The organism is Niallia sp. WK069_GA_01, from assembly GCF_983173855.1.
On record NZ_OZ470138.1, the window covers coordinates 3383307 to 3400095 of the forward strand.

Here is a 16789-nt window from a genome sequence, read left to right on the forward strand (position 1 = left end):
GGAAGTAGAGGAAAGCGAGTGTCTGTAGCGCAATGGAACAACCTAGTTTTTATACTTAACTCAAACTTCGCAGTTATAAATCCTTCTTCATGTATTGACTTAACCTGGTTTAGAGCAATTAGAAAAGAATGATTGCTTCGTCTTTTTGGGTGTTTTTTGCAAACATTATAGAGGCTTGCTTTCCGTTTTGATCCATTAGTTGCTGCCGTTGAACTGGTGAAAACATAGACTAAAAGTGCACATTTGGGAGAACAACGTTGAATAATAACATACAAAATCAACGCTACTAGTATTTTGTAGTCATACCTTTTCATGAAATTCGAAGACAAGAACTTATTCTAAAACAGGTTGCTTGTAACGGAGGGTGCGAAGACTCCTGCGGGAAATGTGGGAAGGCTGAGACCCCGCAAGGCAACGCCGAGGAGGCTCAGATCCCACCCCGCGGAAAGCGAAGCAACCCGTAGTGGAAAGCAACCCCCACAATAAAAAACAAGCCTCCCATTTTATTGTTCTTAAACCAAGTAACATCAAGACTTGCAAACGAATTTGAAGGTGCAAAGTTTGAGTTAACTCTATTAAAAAACATTATAACCAGTATAGGGAAGTAACATTTATATAGCACTTTTAAAGCCGCTTCCCATTACTACATTCATATTATGAACGGTGATAAATGCCAATTTATCCACTTTGTAAATGTATTTTTTTAATTTAATAAAGTCCTGCTTTTCTAACACAATCGTAATAACTTCTTTGCGATTATTCGTAAAGGCACCCTTCGCACTATGAACGGTTGCACTTTTATTTAAATTTTTGATAATAAACTCTTTAATTTGTTCACATTCTTCACTAATAATAACGACTTCTTTTGTCATAGTGAGTTGGTTGTTGAAATAATCAATGATGATTCCCCTTAAAAAAATACCAAAACAAGCATATAACCCTCTTTCTATTCCAAAAGCAAATACAGCCAATAAGCTGATCGAACAATCTGCTAATAATACGGCCTTTCCAATATCCATGGAGAAATACTTATTTAAAATCATCGCGATTAAATCCATTCCGCCAGTTGAAGCATTTTGATTAAAAACAAGAACTATTCCAAGACCTGCAATTAACGTACCTATAACAAGCTGTAAAAATAAGTCGTTACTTAAAGGCGCATTTAATGGAACATACTTCTGTAATACCCATACCATAAAAGTAAGTAAAAAGCTTGCATATATTGTTTTTAAACCAAACTGAAATCCTAAAAAAATAAAACCTATACTAAATAAAATAATATTTAATACGAGCATCAATATTCCAAGTGAATATTGCGGAAAAAGTGCATGTAAAACAATACTTAATCCACCAAGGCCTCCCGCTGCAAAATGATTAGGCGCTAAAAAGAAATGAATATTTACAGCAACAAGGAACACACCCACATGTAATAATAATAAATCCCAAATACTTCTTATCCTTACCTTTTTTTTCAATATTATTTTTCCCTTTCCCAACCAATGGATAAATCCCAAGCAATCGGCTTTTCCATCTGTTCTTTTACTTCTTTTATATTCGTCGTTTTTCCTAAAGTCCACATTAGCTTAGCCACAATCGCCTCTGTATTCATATCTGCAGATAGAATAACATTATATTGTGCTACCTTTCTGCCTACTTCATACAAATAAAGGTCCTGCCCTTCTTCTAGGCATTGTGTAGAAATAATAACGGCTACTCCTGCATCGACAAGTTCCTGAAGTTTAGGCAATAAATTTCTTTCTTCAAACGGTAACCCGCCATTTCCAAAGCTTTCTATAATGATTCCTTTATAAACCGTTTTTAAATAATCAAAAATTTCCGGCTTTGTTCCGGGATGGAGCTGCAACAAAAACACATCCGGACATAAGCTAGTATCAACATTAAAATTTTCTTTCCCATTATTCGGATTCCAAAAATACGTTATTTTTTTCCCATCAATGGATGCTACATACGGATGATTGATACTTTCAAAAGCATCATAACTTTTCGTTCTCATTTTTACTGCTCTTGTTCCAATAATAACTCTGCCATCAAACACAACAAATACTCCGCCAACTTCCTCCATAGCAAAGTGTATACTATCCGATACATTTTTCTTCGCATCTGTTTGTTTAAAGCTGATCGGCACCTGGGAGCCTGTAATAACAACCGGTTTTTTAAGTCCTTGAAGCATATAAGACAATGCGGCAGAAGTATAGGCTAATGTGTCCGTGCCATGTGTAATAATAAAGCCATCATACTGATCGTAATTTTTAGCGATTGCCTCTGCTATCGCAACCCAATGCTCTGGCTGCATATTTGTACTGTCTCTATTCATCAGAATCTCACAGGTTACATCCACTGTATTCGGTTCCTTATCAAAATATTGCATAAGATCATCGGCAGACATTCCTGGAACCAATCCCTCGTCTCCTTCCACAGAGGCAATCGTTCCTCCCGTTGCGAGTAATAATAATTTCTTCATTTGCTCCCCCTTATTGCTTATTTTTCGGTACGCGAAACGCATTTTATATTTAGTTGTATTATAGTACGTATACTATTAATAAAGCAATAACTGTATTCAATTTGCGTACTTATTGTTTCAAAATAGGAATACGCATGCTATAATTCTTCTAAAAGAATAGGGGTGTTTGTTTTGTTAAAAGTATTAAATGAACTAAGAAAACAAAATAATTGGTCTTTACAGGAAACAGCTGATCTACTCGGCATTGCTAAAAGTACGTATGCAGGTTATGAATCAGGATATCGTGAACCATCTTTACGGGCACTTATTCAAATAGCTGATTTATTTGATGTTTCCATTGATTATATTCTTGATCGCAAAAATTCTCCTATAAAAATAGAATTAACAACCTATAAAGAAGGAAATTTAATCATCACAACAGACAATAAGCCTTTAACACCAGCTGAGATAAAAAATGCCATTACCTTCACACGTATTAGAAGAGAATTAGATAAAAACGATGCTACTATTTAAAGCTGAAAAATCAAATATGCAATATAAATAGATTGACTTAAAAAGATAGTTCCCCAAATAACTGCTGGAATTCTCGTAGCTTCAGCCAATACGGTTGCATCACCTGCCCGTTTCCTTTGCTTGATACTACATGTAAAAATAGTAAAAGCAGTCAAGATAGATTGAACAAGCATAACACAGGATAAAAATATACTTATATTGTTAATGAAAATTAAATTATCTTTATACATAATCCAACAAATAATCGTCATAAATGATAAAATCCAACATACACCATATATATTTCGTATCCATAATAAAACGGAAAGAAATGCAACGGAAATAAATACATAGAGGATGGCAGCATAGTATTGTTTACTAAGCAAATAAAAGAGGAGATAAGTTGTTAAAGCTGCTCCTGTATATCCCATATAAGCAACAATAATACGTGCAATCCACGAATCAATCTGTGTAATTGCAATGCCAGATGAATCATAATGTAAGTTTATTTTGTGGGTCAATCTGAATTTCTGCCCTGTCAAAATGGCTGCAATTACATGACAAACCTCATGGATTAACGTATTAATCAATGCGATATATCTTCCAACAATAGGAAGAAACGAACAAATAATAACTACAACTATATAATAAAAAATCATTTTCCAATCTTCCACCACTTTCCCTCCTTATCTCATTTATGCCCATATAGGAAAAATATTATTGCCCACCCATCTAAAACAAATTCGCACCATGAACGATGAAAATAGGCAGTTTGACCAAGTTAGTTCTTACCTTGAAGCAGGGAGCAGTCAGAATACACGAAGACTCCTATGGGATTAGCGTGACCGGTGAGACCCTGCAGTGTTGACTCGGAGGAGGCTCACCTCCCGCCGCCCCATGTAAAGCGAAGTGTATTCCGGCTGCGGGCTCATTGAGAGTATAACCTTTTCAGAGTAGACAAAGAAAAAAAGAAGCTTCCATTATTAGAAATGCTTCTTTTTCTTCCATTATCTATTCCCTTTTCTTTTACTTCAGCTGCTTTATTTTACTTTCAATTACTGTTCTTTCTTTTGGAGCTGCAATTTCTTCTGGATAACCTGCTGCAATTACACCAACCACATCATATTCATCGGTTACTTGAAGAACCTTTTTCCCTCGTTCAGAAGCACCAATCGAACACCAAAAAGTACCTACCCCATCTTCCCATGCCAACAGCATAAAATTTTGGATAAAACATGAAACTGCAGCAAGATTTTCTTCTCGTTCTAATTCATTTCTGCCTTTATGAGAAAGTACTGCAAATAATATCGGTGCCTCGCCAAAATTCAATTTGTGATTAAGTTCTGCTCTTGTTTCTGATCCGATGAAAAGCACTTCCCATGGCTCAGTCATTTTATGATTCGGAGCAAAAGCAGCTATTTGAAGCCATTCTTTCACTTTATCCGCATCTACAGATTCCGATTTAAATTTTTTTATTGTCCGACGATTTTTTATTAATTCTGAAAGATTCATGATTCATACCCCTTATTTTTAGTATAGTAACATACACTCTATTATACTTTTAGAATTTAAAAATAGCTTCTCCTCTTCTTCAAATCATAACAAAAAATACTTACTGCTTACTTCTTTTTCTTAGAAAAAGATAAGATAATGATGCACATAGTCCTGACCCTAGAATCACGATAGTCATTGGTAATGATGACTCGTTTCCACCTAACCCAACAAGAGGTGACACAAAACCACCTAACATTAGGCTTAATACTCCTAACAATGCTGAAGCACTTCCTGCTGCTTTACCTTGTGATTGCATCGCTAACGAAAAGCCAGTTGTTGTAACAATCCCCACACTTGAAACGACAAAAAACAAAGGAATTAAATGAAACAGCAGTCCACCACCTGCTAGACTAACAAAAAATAAAATAATACCGCCCATTAAATTAATAACCAGACCAAAAACAAATAATTTTATTCCATCAAAATGGTCTGTCATTCTTCCAGTCAACTGGGTAGCTAGTACAATTCCAAGTCCGTTTACTGCAAAAATAAGACTATAAAATTGTGGAGAGACGCCAAAAATATCTTGTATTACGAATGGAGAACCAGAAATATATGCAAACATACTAGCCATGACAAAGCCTTGTGCTAATGCAAAGCCCAAAAAGGAACGATCGGATAAAATATGCTTAAAAGTTGATAAAGTATTATTTAAGCCACCCAATACTCGTTTTTCTTTGGGTAAAGTTTCTGGCAAATAATATTGAACAGAAATCAACATAATTAGACCAATACAGCATAAAACAATAAAAATACCTTGCCATGTGCCAAAGCGCAGAAATTGTCCGCCTAAAATAGGGGCAACAATAGGTGCTACTCCATTTACTAACGCAATCAATGCAAAAAATTTCGTCAACTCTTTGCCACTGTACAAATCTCGTACCACAGCCCTTGATATAACAATTCCAGCAGAACCTGCAACACCTTGCAAAAAACGCAAAATAATTAATGCGTAAATAGAGGGGCTGAATACACACAATAAAGAAGTAATAGTATAAACAATTAAACCAATTAATAATGGTTTTCTTCTTCCCATGCTATCACTCAAAGGGCCTGTTACAAGCTGCCCGCCAGCTAATCCAATAAGAAAAAAAGATAGACTCAGTTGTGTTAAGCTCGACGTTGCATGAAACTGATCAGCTAATGATGGTAATGCTGGTAAATACATATCGATAGACAATGGACCAAATGCAGCTAAAGAACCTAAAATCAAAATAATTGATAGGCGATTAACTTTTCTTTCTGCCGCTAATGAATTACTTTTCACGAACCATAAAACCTCGCTTTTCTATTTAAATACAACCCACTTTTATCATACAGCACACTACTAAAAAGTTCTATTTATTAGAATTTATTTATTTAAAATGTATCTCTCTAAGAACGATTAAAAATCGACATATTTCTCAGGAAATAAAAATTACGAACAATCTTAGCTTGAAGTCGAACTTAAAAAAATTTCGTTTACTTTATTCGGAATAGGGTATCAATTAATTAATACACTATATAAGTCAGAAAGGATGTTTAGAATGCAAGAAAAGAAAGTAGCAATTATAACTGGTTCAGGGCAAGGAATTGGAAAAGGAATTGCAGAACGTCTCGGCAAAGATGGGTTTACTGTTGTTATCAGTGATTTAAATGAAGAAAGTGCTAATAGAACCTCTCTTGAATTGATTGAAAAAGGAATTGAAAGCAGTGCAATTGTAGCAAATGTTGGAAAAAAAGAGGATATGGTTTCATTAGTAGAACAAACAGCAGAGAAATATGGAAGTGTAGATGTTTTTATCAATAATGCTGGGATTGATCAAGTAGATTCTATTTTAAATATTACGGAAGAAGATTTACATAAAATCTTTCAAGTGAATGTGTTCGGCACTTTATACGGCATTCAAGCAGCTGCCATTCAAATGAGAAAGCAAGGAACTGGCGGAAAAATCATTAATGCTTGCAGTATTGCTGGACAAAAAGCTTATAGTCTATTAGGGGCCTACTCAGCAACTAAATTTGCTGTTAAAGCTTGGACACAAGCTGCAGCACAAGAGCTAGCATCCTCAAAAATTACTGTAAATGCATACTGCCCTGGAATTGTTGGAACCAGTATGTGGGATCGTCTTGATGCCGGAATGGTTGAATATATGGGGCTAGAAAAAGGGCAAGCCTTAGAAAAATTTTCTGAAGGTATTACATTAGGCCGGATACAAGAACCGGAAGATGTCGCAAATTTCGCTTCATTCTTAGCTTCCTCAGATTCTGATTATATGACTGGACAAGCAGTTTTAATTGATGGCGGCATCCTTTTTGGCTAATAAAAGCTATAACAAATGATTATATGGCTGGTAGCAATAAGAGGGGCTAACAGATTATTTCGAGGAACTCTCCTAGTACAAGCTCCCCAACAGAGAAACGTAAGGGAGCTTGTACTTTTCTTAAAATTAGTATAACTTCCCCCATCCTCATTCCTCTTATTTGACATCATATTTATTTACTCTTATTCCACTTCTTTTAATTTTTACATTAACATCGATATAAACCTTTGATTTTTTAAAGCCTTCACTCCAATCATTCTTATATTTTTTAAAATGTTTATAATCTTGCTCTCTTAATATTTCTCCAAAACCAAATATATCTGCTTTATACTCTTCTTGCATTTTTTCCACAAGTTTTCCGATATCTTTTTCCATTTTTTTATTGGTTAGTTCATTATACTTATTCATTGTACTTACTTCTGAAAGATTCACTTTACAATCTGTTCCTTCTAAGCTTGCCTCCGCTTTAATTTTAACATGAAAGGTTGGGATGCCTTTTACCTCTTTTGCTTTCACACTTGTCTCTGAACCTAAAATTCTTAGATCCATATATTTCCCCTTTTCATTACACGGTATAGTCAAGCTTGTATGAAGAATTTTATTTTCTATCCAAAGCAGGTTTCGAACTTCATTTAATGTTAGAAAGTCGATTAGTTCACCTTTTTTAAAAAATGCCGCAGAGTCAATTTTCACTATGGCACTTGGAATCACTTCCTTCATATTAGTTGTTGAATTTCCTTTTTCGGGATTTCCAACAACTATCATCGCTGCAAGCATCGGAACTTGCCCATCACTTGTATAGGTTCGTATAAAATCGTTTAATCTTATACCTGGCACTCCTCCCCACTCATCTAACATCTCGTTTAACTGAGGGAAGATTTTTAGGGAAGATAATTTTTTATATTCATTTGTTACTTTTAATATTTTTTCTGCTTTACTGTTTTTTGCAATAATAATATTAAAATCATCCCGAATTTCCCGATCTCGATCAAAAAAATCTAAAAAAGTTAATAAATTTTTATGGGCGACTTCTTCACTAATTATCAATAATCGCATATGAGAATAGATTAAACGCTGGGCTGCAAGTATATTCATTTTGTGCGCAAGTTCTCCAATTGAATTTCCTTCTAGAGTTAACACAGTAGCCGGAGCAATGCCTTGTGCAGTTCTCGGATTTAATTCCACAGCGTTTGTACCTTCTATTGTTATTTTATATTTTTGCTTTTCTCCAGTATCAATAGCAATACCTGTTACGATAGTATTTTTAGATATTTCTTTTCGATCCCAACAACCCGTTAATAGGAAGCAGATTATAAGTAGTATGATTATTTTAATATTGCTCATCCGCAAATTCCTCCACTAAAATCAACAAAATGGAAAATAATTTCTCATTCTATTTATTCTGTGAAAAAAATGAATATTTATCCATAAAAAATGAAGTAAAAGATTCTGTTCGATGCAGCAAATTTTATTTTCTTTCCATTTATCTTGTTTATTTTTAAAAGAAAAAACCCCCATGTTCCCTCATAAAAGAGGGTTACTGAGAGTTTTGACATATTGTTTAAAAAGCACGAAGATCCCAACTATTTTTTCAACCGATATGGTACAGTTGTAACGATGATATTTCTCCGATAAAGAAGATGTGCTTTTAACAATAAACTAGATTGATTATGCAAAATATTATGCCAGCTTTTTTTGGTAATAAACTGTGGAATAATAACCGTTACACTATTATGATTTGCCTCTCCTTTTTCTTCAATAACATCAATAAATCTTCGCAATGGTCTAATTAAACTTCTGTATTGTGAATGTAAAGTCACTAGGCGGATATCCGGTCTGTACGCTTTCCATTTTTCCTCCATTTTATATTCACTTTCCCGATCAAATGCTACATATACTGCAATTACAGTATCACCTACTGCTTCAGCATATGTTAAGGAATTCTCCACTACTTTTGTTATTCCAGCAATAGGTAAAATAACAATATTCCCTTGAAGCTTTTCTGCTTTGTGATGATAATCAATTCGCAGTTGATTGGCGACATTATTATAATGACCGTTAATACGATGGAAAATATATACGATAATCGGTAAAAATATAAGTACAGACCATACATGTGTAAATTTTGTTGTAAATAAAATAATCAATACCGTAAAAGTAATAATTGCGCCAATTAAGTTTATGCTTAATTTCAATTTCCAGCCTGTTGGCTTTTCTCTGAGCCATTTTAAAATCATTCCGGTCTGTGATAAGGTAAAAGGAATAAACACACCTACTGCATAAAGCGGGATAAGCATTTCTGTATTACCGCCGAATATAATAATCAACAGAATGGACGCAACTCCTAATGTTACTATACCGTTTGAATAGCCTAAACGGTCTCCACGAATGGTGAATATTCTAGGCATATATTTATCGACCGCTAAGTTTACTGCAAGCAGAGGAAATGCAGCAAATCCAGTATTGGCTGCCAGCACCAATATTAAAGCCGTTGTTACTTGAATAAAATAATAAAAAATATTTCTCCCAAAAACGCTTGAAGCTATTTGAGAAACAACCGTTTCTTCTACTTTTGGTGAGATGCCATACCAGTATGCTAAAAAGGTAATACCAGAAAATAACACTCCAAGTATAATCCCCATCATTGTTAAAGTTCGAACAGCATTTTTTGCAGATGGTTCTTTAAAATTTGGGACAGCATTAGAAATAGCTTCCACCCCTGTTAACGCGGAACAGCCAGATGAAAAAGCTTTTAATAATAAAAACAAACTCATGCTTGGCACAGTGGTTCCAAGTGGTGTATGCAGTGTCTCTGGAACTTCACCATTCATTATCTTCCACAAACCAGTTCCTAATAAAATTAATAAAGCAAAAACAAATAAATAAACGGGATAAGCAAGAATCGATGCTGATTCGGTAACTCCTCTTAAATTTAATATCGTGATAAAAAGAACAAGTAGACAAGCAATTGGTACATTATGACCATGCAGAGCAGGAAATGCTGATGTAATTGCATCTGTACCAGCAGTTACACTTACTGCCACTGTTAAAATATAATCAACCAGCAAGGACCCCCCTGCTATTAATCCCGCATTCTCTCCAAGATTATTTCTTGAAACAATATACGCACCTCCACCTTGTGGATAGGCATATATAATTTGGCGATAGGATAAAATAAGGGCTGTTAATAATACAAGCACACCTATCGCAATAGGAATGGAGAACCAATAAGCTAAAAAGCCAACACCTGCTAATACTAATAAAATCTGCTCCGTACCATATGCAACAGATGACAATGCATCTGAAGAGAGAATGGCTAATGCTTTTAATTTATTTAATTTTTGATCACCTAATTCTCTTGTTTTTAATGGTCTGCCAATAAGCATTCTTTTAATAACTGGTTTGTTCATGTTGCTTCCTCCAATAATATAACCACTATATTTTACTTTTTCTCATTCTTCTCACGTAAACACATCAATCCGTATTTTCTCTTTATCCACTAAATTCTACAAAAAGGAAACATACTTAAAACCCCACTTTTTCCCAATTAAAAAAGACCACAGAGGATTACCCCGTGGTCGTGACATTAACGATCATCAGAATTGATTCCCCTCTCTTAACGCTTACGGAGTTAGCTGTCGGATTCGGGCAGTTTGAGAGTTTGCCCTACCTTTTACTTCAAAGGATTCACCCCAAGTACAATGCTGTACAGTAATGGGTCCCCCGTTCCAATTGGACTCAGCGATTAAAGAACTTATTTTCTATGGATGATATTACGCCTGAATAAATGGAATGTAAAGCAAGTAAAAACGGAAAAAAACGACAAAAATCGTTAAATACATCGATAGAAACTGATTTACATAGAATAAACTGATTCAAGCTCTATTTTTCACTCTCTTTCACTGTTTCTTACATTTCTTTAGAAGTATTCACAATGTTTTATGAAAAAACAGCTACAGTATTCATTCACAAATAGGAAAGAAGGTTTATTGCAAATAAATAATTAGAAGGTAATAAAAGAAAAGAGGGACTCGAAAAATTGGAATTATACTTAAAAAAGTATAATATCCCTTTTCGAATCCCTCTCCAAAGAATTAATATGCTAAGCTAAATAATCCTTTAATATGTGTTAAATAACGAACATTACTTGCTTCTTTCATTAATGATGCTGGCAGTCCTTTAAGTGGTGTAGAATTTGCACCAATGATAGCAACACCATCTTTACGACCAAGACTTGCTAGAGTACCTGAATTTACCGGCTTAAAGGTATCAAGTGATTTGCCTTCAAGGAAAGCAAAAAGATTGTATCCAATTAACTCTCCCATTTGCCATGCAATTTGCGCAGTCGGTGGTGCTGGACGACCATCACCATCTGCAGGGAAGTATACAGCACTATCCCCTGCAACAAATACATCAGGATGAGAAGTAGATTGCAAGAAATCATTTACTGTTGCACGGCCGCGGTTTACTTCTAAACCAGATCCTCCAACTAATGGATTACCTTGAACGCCGCCAGTCCATACAAATGTATTTGTAACGATTTTTTGTCCATCTTTTAAATCTACCACATTGCCTGCTACATTTGTTACAGGCAATCCTGTTAAGAATGTTACTCCGCGTGCTTCTAAACTTTCTGTTGCACGCTGAATTAATTTTTCTGGAAGTACAGGAAGAATTTTCGGACCTGCTTCTACAAGTAATAATTTAATTTCTTTATAATCCACACCATATTTTTTCGTTAAGTTTGGAAGAATATCTGCAAGCTCGCCAACTAATTCTACACCAGTTAGGCCGCCTCCACCGATTAGAATAGTAGCATCTTCTGCTTTTTTCGTTTTTGCATATTCACTGATTCGTTCTTCTACATGATTGTAGATTTTGTTTGCATCAGCAGCAGATTTTAATACCATGCTGTTTTCTTCAAGACCAGGAATTCCAAAATAAGCTGTAACACTTCCTAAAGCAACAACAAGTGCATCATAAGAAAGCTTCGAACCGTCTGTTAAAGTAACCTCTTTGTTGTCAACTGAAAAAGATTCTACAGAAGCAATTTTCAATTCTACGTCTTTTCCTTTTAATAGTTTGTCAAGAGGCATTGCTACTGCTTGTTCTGCAACGTTTCCTGCTGCAAGACGGTGTAATTCTGTAATAATTTGATGTGTTGGATATTTATTGATAACCGTTACTTTTGCTTGTTCTTTTGTGTAAAATTTACGTACATTTAAAGCTGCTAAAAGTCCACCATATCCAGCACCTAAAATAACAATATGTTTTTTTGACATAGTTAATCCTCCGTCCTTATTCCTAATCAAAAATATACTACTAGGGTATCGACAAACACTTTTGCTTCTGGACGTTCGCCTTGCTGCAATGCTTATTATCCAAACAAAAGCATAAGCCTCCTCAGATATTTACACCTTGTTTTCGATTACCCTGCAGACTGTACTCTCTATTGCTTATTTTTGCTGTTCGCGTTCTGACATAATTTGAAGGTAGCTCTGCGCAAAGCGGAATAATTTTTGTGCTTGTGGGTCTTTTAACAATTTTAATAATCCGAATACCCCGATTGATTCATTGCTTTGTTCCGCACGATCTTTTGCCTCTATTGCAGTTGCTGCTACCCCTTTAACTGAATCTACAACCGGCTCCATCATTTCAGTAATTGCACCGACTGTATCACTTTTAAGTACATCATCTGTAGATACAGATTGAGCAAAATCATATGACTTTGTTAAAATATTAACCAACTCTGTTAATTTTGGAAGCTGCTCTACTAATACTGTCAATGATTCTTGTACTTCTGGCTTAAGCAGCTGATCTAACAAATCTTGACTTGCAGTCAGTTGTTTTTCAGTACTTGTTTGCGTAATTGATTCTGACATATACTGATTCTCCTTTTCCATAGCAAAGTATGCCTAAATAATTTGTTTTGTTTAACAAGAATTCTTGTGATTATGTGCACAAAAATCCTCAAACGATAAGTATTTCTTATTTAGATAAGGTGTAATAAAGGCGTGAAAGTATTCCATAAATACATTAATAGTTACTAGTTCTATTAAACAGAAACTAACATAGTACCCTTGTTTAACTCCTTTAATATAATACCACTTTTTTATTAAAAATAAATGTGAGAATGACAATTTTTTAGATATTTTTTCAAGAAATGAGATATTAATCACTTAAAATTATATTTTAGACAATTTTTCAAAGTAAAATCTAATCCTTATTTGTTTATAGATACCCCATCGTTCAGTAAATTATTCCTACGTAGAATATTTTGTGGATAGTAATTGAACCCACCAAAAGAAAGCGTTTTCTCTCTTTTTTAATAAATCGATAAGCACCTGTGTTAAAGAAACTTCTCTTTATATTTCTATATCAACAACAATGCTATCTATTCTGCCAGAATCCTTTATAAATGTAGCAACTGCTTGATGCTCGGGATTTGGTTTATATAGTTCAAGTGCTTGCCGATCTTCAAAACGAACTTTTAAAATCACTTGATACTCTTTATGAGAGTCGGCAAAATTGAAGCCTGCCTGCAAGTCTATTACGCCCATAATTTTATTTCGTAATGCTCTAAATCGTTTTATTACTTCATGCAATTGTTCTTCTGTTGTCGTCTCACTAAATTTTACAAGAACGATATGATCTATCATACTGGACCTCTTTCTTTACATAAGTTTACATGTTTATTTTAACGAAAATTTAGGAGTGCATCAAATTTAAAGTATTTTTTCTTTCGTTTCTATTAGTTTTATTTCTAAAGTTTGTTTTATTTAACTCAAAATTTGCAGTTATACATTCCTCTTGATGTAATGCCATAACTTGGTTTAGAGCAATTAGAAAAGGGTGATTGATTCGTCTTTTAGTTTTTTTTGCAAACAGTATTCCTTGTAAATAGGGGCTTGCTTAGATCTCATCTAACCCGCTAAATCCCACAGGAGTCTCGCATATCCGCTTCAAACAAGCCGTCTGATCAATTAGTTGCTGTCGCTAAACTGGTGAAAACGCCCACCTTAATTTAAGATAAAAAAACTGCCCTCTAATTGTCAGTATGCAACAATCAGAAGTACAGTTCCTTTAATTTTTGTGCGACCTTTCACTAAATAATTTTAAGACAGAATATTCCTTGTCTTCTTATCAAAGGTCATTTATTCTTTTTTAAATGATATGGTGCTTCTAATCGTGTCTATTGGACGAACTAACTTTTCAATTTGTTCGCGTTTTGGTTCTAAAAATGGTGGCAAGGATAGTTTTTCCCCCAGTGTTTCGTATGGTTCATCGCCCATAAAACCCGGTCCGTCTGTTGCAAATTCAACTAATATTTGTGGTGCAACTCTAACATACAAAGATTCAAAGAAATGGCGGTTTACATATCCAGATGTTTGAAATCCGAAGCCTTCCATGCGATCAATCCATGATTCCAATACTTCACGGTTCTCGACACGAAAGGCAACATGATGAACTGTACCAAACCCTTGTCGTGCTTGTGGAAGTGTTGTATTATGCTCCACCACAACTTGCGCCCCGTTTCCTCCTTCTCCTACTTCAAATAAAAATAAAGATTCTTCGTTTGCAATCTCTTGAAACTGCAGCACTTTTTCCATCACTTCTTTAAAATAATCAAATTGGGCAATTCGAATAAATATCGGCCCTAACCCCGTTATCGCGTATTTTAAAGGTACAGGTCCATTCTGCCACGGTTCACCGGAAGGAACTCCTTTGTTTATTTCATCTGAAATCAACTGATAATGCTGATCGTCGAAATCGACAAAAGAAAGTGTTTTTTTGCCAAATTGATTTCTTATGCCACTGTGTGCCACTTTTAACCGATCAAAGCGTTTAGCCCAATATTCGATTGCTTCATCACTTGGAACTCGAAAAGAGGATTTCGAAATTTCATTAGTACCATGAACACCTTGCTTGATTCCTGGAAAATCAAAAAAAGTTATATCTGTTCCTGCGTTGCCGCGATCATCTGCAAAAAATAAATGATACGTTTTGATATCATCCTGATTCACCGTTTTTTTCACTAAACGCATTCCTAAAACATTTGTAAAAAAATGATAATTCTTTTCTGCACTGCTAGTTATCGCTGTAACATGATGAATGCCTTTTAATCCATTCATTCTATTCCCCTGCCTTTATGCTTTATATTTGCAAGACTAATCGTTGTTTCCGCAATAAGCGATAAGTTGTGCCGTTCAATTACAACCTGCTTTTCCTTCTAATTAATTATAGTTCAGTTTAAAATATCTTTAATTCGAGATAAATATACCATTGTCCTATTTTTCTGTCAAGATGACACTAGTAGCAAAATTATGCAATAAAAGAGATCTGTTTAGCCGCAAGCTTCGTATATATGGGAGAACTACCATTCCGCATAAATAAATGATCCTTTTTAAGGATCATTTTCACTTATTTTAATCTTTATCATGTTCATAAAAGAGACAGAGAGCTACTGTTTTTCTCAATACGAGAAAGCAAGTAGATTAAATAGTTTCTTCCTTTTCCTTTAAAGCATCGGAATAATAATTTCAAAGGTTGTACCTTGATTGATTTTACTGCGAATCTTAATATCACCACGTAAGTTATGAATAATTTTAAAACAAACCATTGTTCCCAAACCGGTTCCTTGATCTTTTGTTGTATAAAAGGGAGAACCAATTCGTTTTATTTGTTCTTCCGTCATACCTCTTCCAGTATCTGTAATGCAAATTCCGATATTCATGCCTCTTTTCTCAGCATGTATAATTAGTTCTCCTTTTTCCTCAATCGCTTCAATGCCATTTTTTATAATATTTAAAAATACCTGGCTGATTTCATTGCGATTTGCTTCAATGTAAAGCGACTTATTCAGTTTATTACTAATTGTCACATTATTTAATAAAGCAAAAGGCTCTGTTACTTCCACTACTTGAGAAATAACTTCTTTAATGTCTATCTGTTCAGGAGAAGTAACTTTTGTTTTAGCAAGCGACAAATAATCATTGATAATGTTTTCGGCCCTTAATAATTCTGATTGAATTAAATCAATAGAACTGACTTGCTTTGTCGTTAAATTATGATCACTTTTTAATAATTGAATAAATCCTTTTACAACCGTTAATGGATTGCGTATCTCATGAGCTACAGAAGCAGCCATTTCACCTACTATTTTTATCCTTTCTGACTGTTGTAATTTCTCTTTATTTTGTTCTTTATCTTGTAGTGTTTCAATTAAATAGATAACAATAATTACTGTTACGAAATGCGATCCGTAAAAATATAAAATAAAACTTGGCAATACTGAATTATGTGTCTCTCCTATGCGTTCTACTACAGCTAATATAATAAGTGTATTACATACTAGCATAAGAATGACACTTGCGATTATTTTCCGTATTAATGTCAAAGATTGATATCTTTTCATACAAAAACTTACCAACAGAACAGAAGGAATATAGCAGAATACTGTAATGAAGAACCCATCACTAGCTCCAAGTAAATATCGATAAATAAAAAGAGAAAGAGTAGTTATTATACCGTTCTCAAACCCTCCATAAAAAAAAGAGATTAACCAGGGAATCGCTCGCAAATCATAATAATGGCCTGGAGCTAATTTTAATGGAAAACTCATTTCAAGTATAACCGTGATCATGCAAAATAGTCCTAATATGTACTTCTTATCTTTTTGCAGCTCCTTTTTATAAAAATAATTATAATAAATCAAGGTTGGTACCAAAACAATTAATAAGGTTAACAAATAATTATCGTATTTAAACATTGTTCCTCCTTTTTTTATCTGCCTCTCTTCCAATCGATTCTTCTTCCATCCTCTCCCCTTCCTTATTATAGTAGCATTGTTCATGCAATAATTCACTAATAAATTTTCATCTAAAACTAATAAAGAACCGGTTCTATTCATGAATAGAAAAGAAAAAGCCACCCATTAAAAATGCAATGACTTAAATGA

Annotated in this window: 14 protein-coding genes and 1 riboswitch; of the genes, 2 read left to right on the forward strand and 12 right to left on the reverse strand. The window is 34.4% G+C overall.

Annotated elements, in window-relative coordinates:
- Window positions 1-611: 611 nt before the first annotated feature.
- On the reverse strand, window positions 612-1475 hold the full coding sequence (locus AC5LWL_RS16045) for a YitT family protein (RefSeq protein WP_493435251.1): 864 nt from the start codon (window positions 1473-1475) through the stop codon (window positions 612-614).
- A gap of 2 nt (window positions 1476-1477) precedes the next feature.
- On the reverse strand, window positions 1478-2482 hold the full coding sequence (locus AC5LWL_RS16050; protein ID WP_493435252.1) for an asparaginase: 1005 nt from the start codon (window positions 2480-2482) through the stop codon (window positions 1478-1480).
- A 162-nt stretch (window positions 2483-2644) separates the two neighbouring features.
- Here AC5LWL_RS16050 and AC5LWL_RS16055 point away from each other — a divergent pair, with 162 nt between their 5' ends.
- Complete coding sequence (locus tag AC5LWL_RS16055; protein ID WP_493435253.1) at window positions 2645-2995, forward strand: helix-turn-helix domain-containing protein; 351 nt, start codon at window positions 2645-2647, stop codon at window positions 2993-2995.
- Here the strand turns inward: AC5LWL_RS16055 and AC5LWL_RS16060 are convergent.
- The 3 genes from AC5LWL_RS16060 to AC5LWL_RS16070 all read right to left on the reverse strand — a co-directional run bounded on the left by AC5LWL_RS16060 (window position 2992) and on the right by AC5LWL_RS16070 (window position 5795).
- Window positions 2992-3648, reverse strand: a complete 657-nt coding sequence (locus AC5LWL_RS16060) for a M50 family metallopeptidase (RefSeq protein WP_493435254.1) — start codon at window positions 3646-3648, stop codon at window positions 2992-2994. The genes AC5LWL_RS16055 and AC5LWL_RS16060 overlap by 4 nt on opposite strands.
- Window positions 3649-4000: 352 nt before the next feature.
- Window positions 4001-4486: a nitroreductase family protein gene (locus AC5LWL_RS16065; protein WP_493435255.1), complete on the reverse strand. Its 486-nt coding sequence runs from the start codon at window positions 4484-4486 to the stop codon at window positions 4001-4003.
- A gap of 100 nt (window positions 4487-4586) precedes the next feature.
- Window positions 4587-5795 carry a multidrug effflux MFS transporter gene (locus AC5LWL_RS16070; protein WP_493435256.1) on the reverse strand — a complete coding sequence of 403 codons (1209 nt, stop codon included), beginning with the start codon at window positions 5793-5795 and terminating at the stop codon, window positions 4587-4589.
- 259 nt (window positions 5796-6054) lie between these two features.
- Between AC5LWL_RS16070 and AC5LWL_RS16075 the strand changes: the two genes are divergently transcribed.
- Window positions 6055-6831, forward strand: a complete 777-nt coding sequence (locus tag AC5LWL_RS16075) for an acetoin reductase (RefSeq protein WP_493435257.1) — start codon at window positions 6055-6057, stop codon at window positions 6829-6831.
- 156 nt (window positions 6832-6987) lie between these two features.
- Here the strand turns inward: AC5LWL_RS16075 and AC5LWL_RS16080 are convergent, their stop codons facing one another.
- The 7 genes from AC5LWL_RS16080 to AC5LWL_RS16110 form a co-directional block, all read right to left on the reverse strand.
- Window positions 6988-8175, reverse strand: coding sequence for a Ger(x)C family spore germination protein (locus tag AC5LWL_RS16080; protein WP_493435258.1), 1188 nt, complete (start codon window positions 8173-8175; stop codon window positions 6988-6990).
- A 239-nt stretch (window positions 8176-8414) separates the two neighbouring features.
- The gene (locus AC5LWL_RS16085) at window positions 8415-10241 is read right to left on the reverse strand and encodes an APC family permease (protein ID WP_493435259.1); all 1827 of its coding nucleotides are present in this window, start codon (window positions 10239-10241) and stop codon (window positions 8415-8417) included.
- 196 nt (window positions 10242-10437) lie between these two features.
- Window positions 10438-10585, reverse strand: a riboswitch (cyclic di-AMP (ydaO/yuaA leader).
- A 340-nt stretch (window positions 10586-10925) separates the two neighbouring features.
- Window positions 10926-12113, reverse strand: coding sequence for an NAD(P)/FAD-dependent oxidoreductase (locus AC5LWL_RS16090; protein WP_493435260.1), 1188 nt, complete (start codon window positions 12111-12113; stop codon window positions 10926-10928).
- A 174-nt stretch (window positions 12114-12287) separates the two neighbouring features.
- Window positions 12288-12713: a helical membrane plugin domain-containing protein gene (locus AC5LWL_RS16095; RefSeq protein ID WP_493435261.1), complete on the reverse strand. Its 426-nt coding sequence runs from the start codon at window positions 12711-12713 to the stop codon at window positions 12288-12290.
- 483 nt (window positions 12714-13196) lie between these two features.
- On the reverse strand, window positions 13197-13490 hold the full coding sequence (locus AC5LWL_RS16100) for a Dabb family protein (RefSeq protein ID WP_493435262.1): 294 nt from the start codon (window positions 13488-13490) through the stop codon (window positions 13197-13199).
- Window positions 13491-13985: 495 nt separating this feature from the next.
- The gene (locus AC5LWL_RS16105; RefSeq protein WP_493435263.1) at window positions 13986-14963 is read right to left on the reverse strand and encodes a ring-cleaving dioxygenase; all 978 of its coding nucleotides are present in this window, start codon (window positions 14961-14963) and stop codon (window positions 13986-13988) included.
- 386 nt (window positions 14964-15349) lie between these two features.
- Window positions 15350-16600, reverse strand: a complete 1251-nt coding sequence (locus tag AC5LWL_RS16110; RefSeq protein WP_493435264.1) for an ATP-binding protein — start codon at window positions 16598-16600, stop codon at window positions 15350-15352.
- Between the last annotated feature and the right edge of the window lie 189 nt (window positions 16601-16789).

Coding starts and splice junctions, on each gene's coding strand:
- AC5LWL_RS16050 (WP_493435252.1), bottom strand. CDS start 2,482: ATGAAGAAATTATTATTACTCGCAACGGGAGGAACGATTGCCTCTGTG.
- AC5LWL_RS16065 (WP_493435255.1), bottom strand. CDS start 4,486: ATGAATCTTTCAGAATTAATAAAAAATCGTCGGACAATAAAAAAATTT.
- AC5LWL_RS16075 (WP_493435257.1), top strand. CDS start 6,055: ATGCAAGAAAAGAAAGTAGCAATTATAACTGGTTCAGGGCAAGGAATT.
- AC5LWL_RS16080 (WP_493435258.1), bottom strand. CDS start 8,175: ATGAGCAATATTAAAATAATCATACTACTTATAATCTGCTTCCTATTA.
- AC5LWL_RS16085 (WP_493435259.1), bottom strand. CDS start 10,241: ATGAACAAACCAGTTATTAAAAGAATGCTTATTGGCAGACCATTAAAA.
- AC5LWL_RS16090 (WP_493435260.1), bottom strand. CDS start 12,113: ATGTCAAAAAAACATATTGTTATTTTAGGTGCTGGATATGGTGGACTT.
- AC5LWL_RS16095 (WP_493435261.1), bottom strand. CDS start 12,713: ATGTCAGAATCAATTACGCAAACAAGTACTGAAAAACAACTGACTGCA.
- AC5LWL_RS16100 (WP_493435262.1), bottom strand. CDS start 13,490: ATGATAGATCATATCGTTCTTGTAAAATTTAGTGAGACGACAACAGAA.
- AC5LWL_RS16105 (WP_493435263.1), bottom strand. CDS start 14,963: ATGAATGGATTAAAAGGCATTCATCATGTTACAGCGATAACTAGCAGT.
- AC5LWL_RS16110 (WP_493435264.1), bottom strand. CDS start 16,600: ATGTTTAAATACGATAATTATTTGTTAACCTTATTAATTGTTTTGGTA.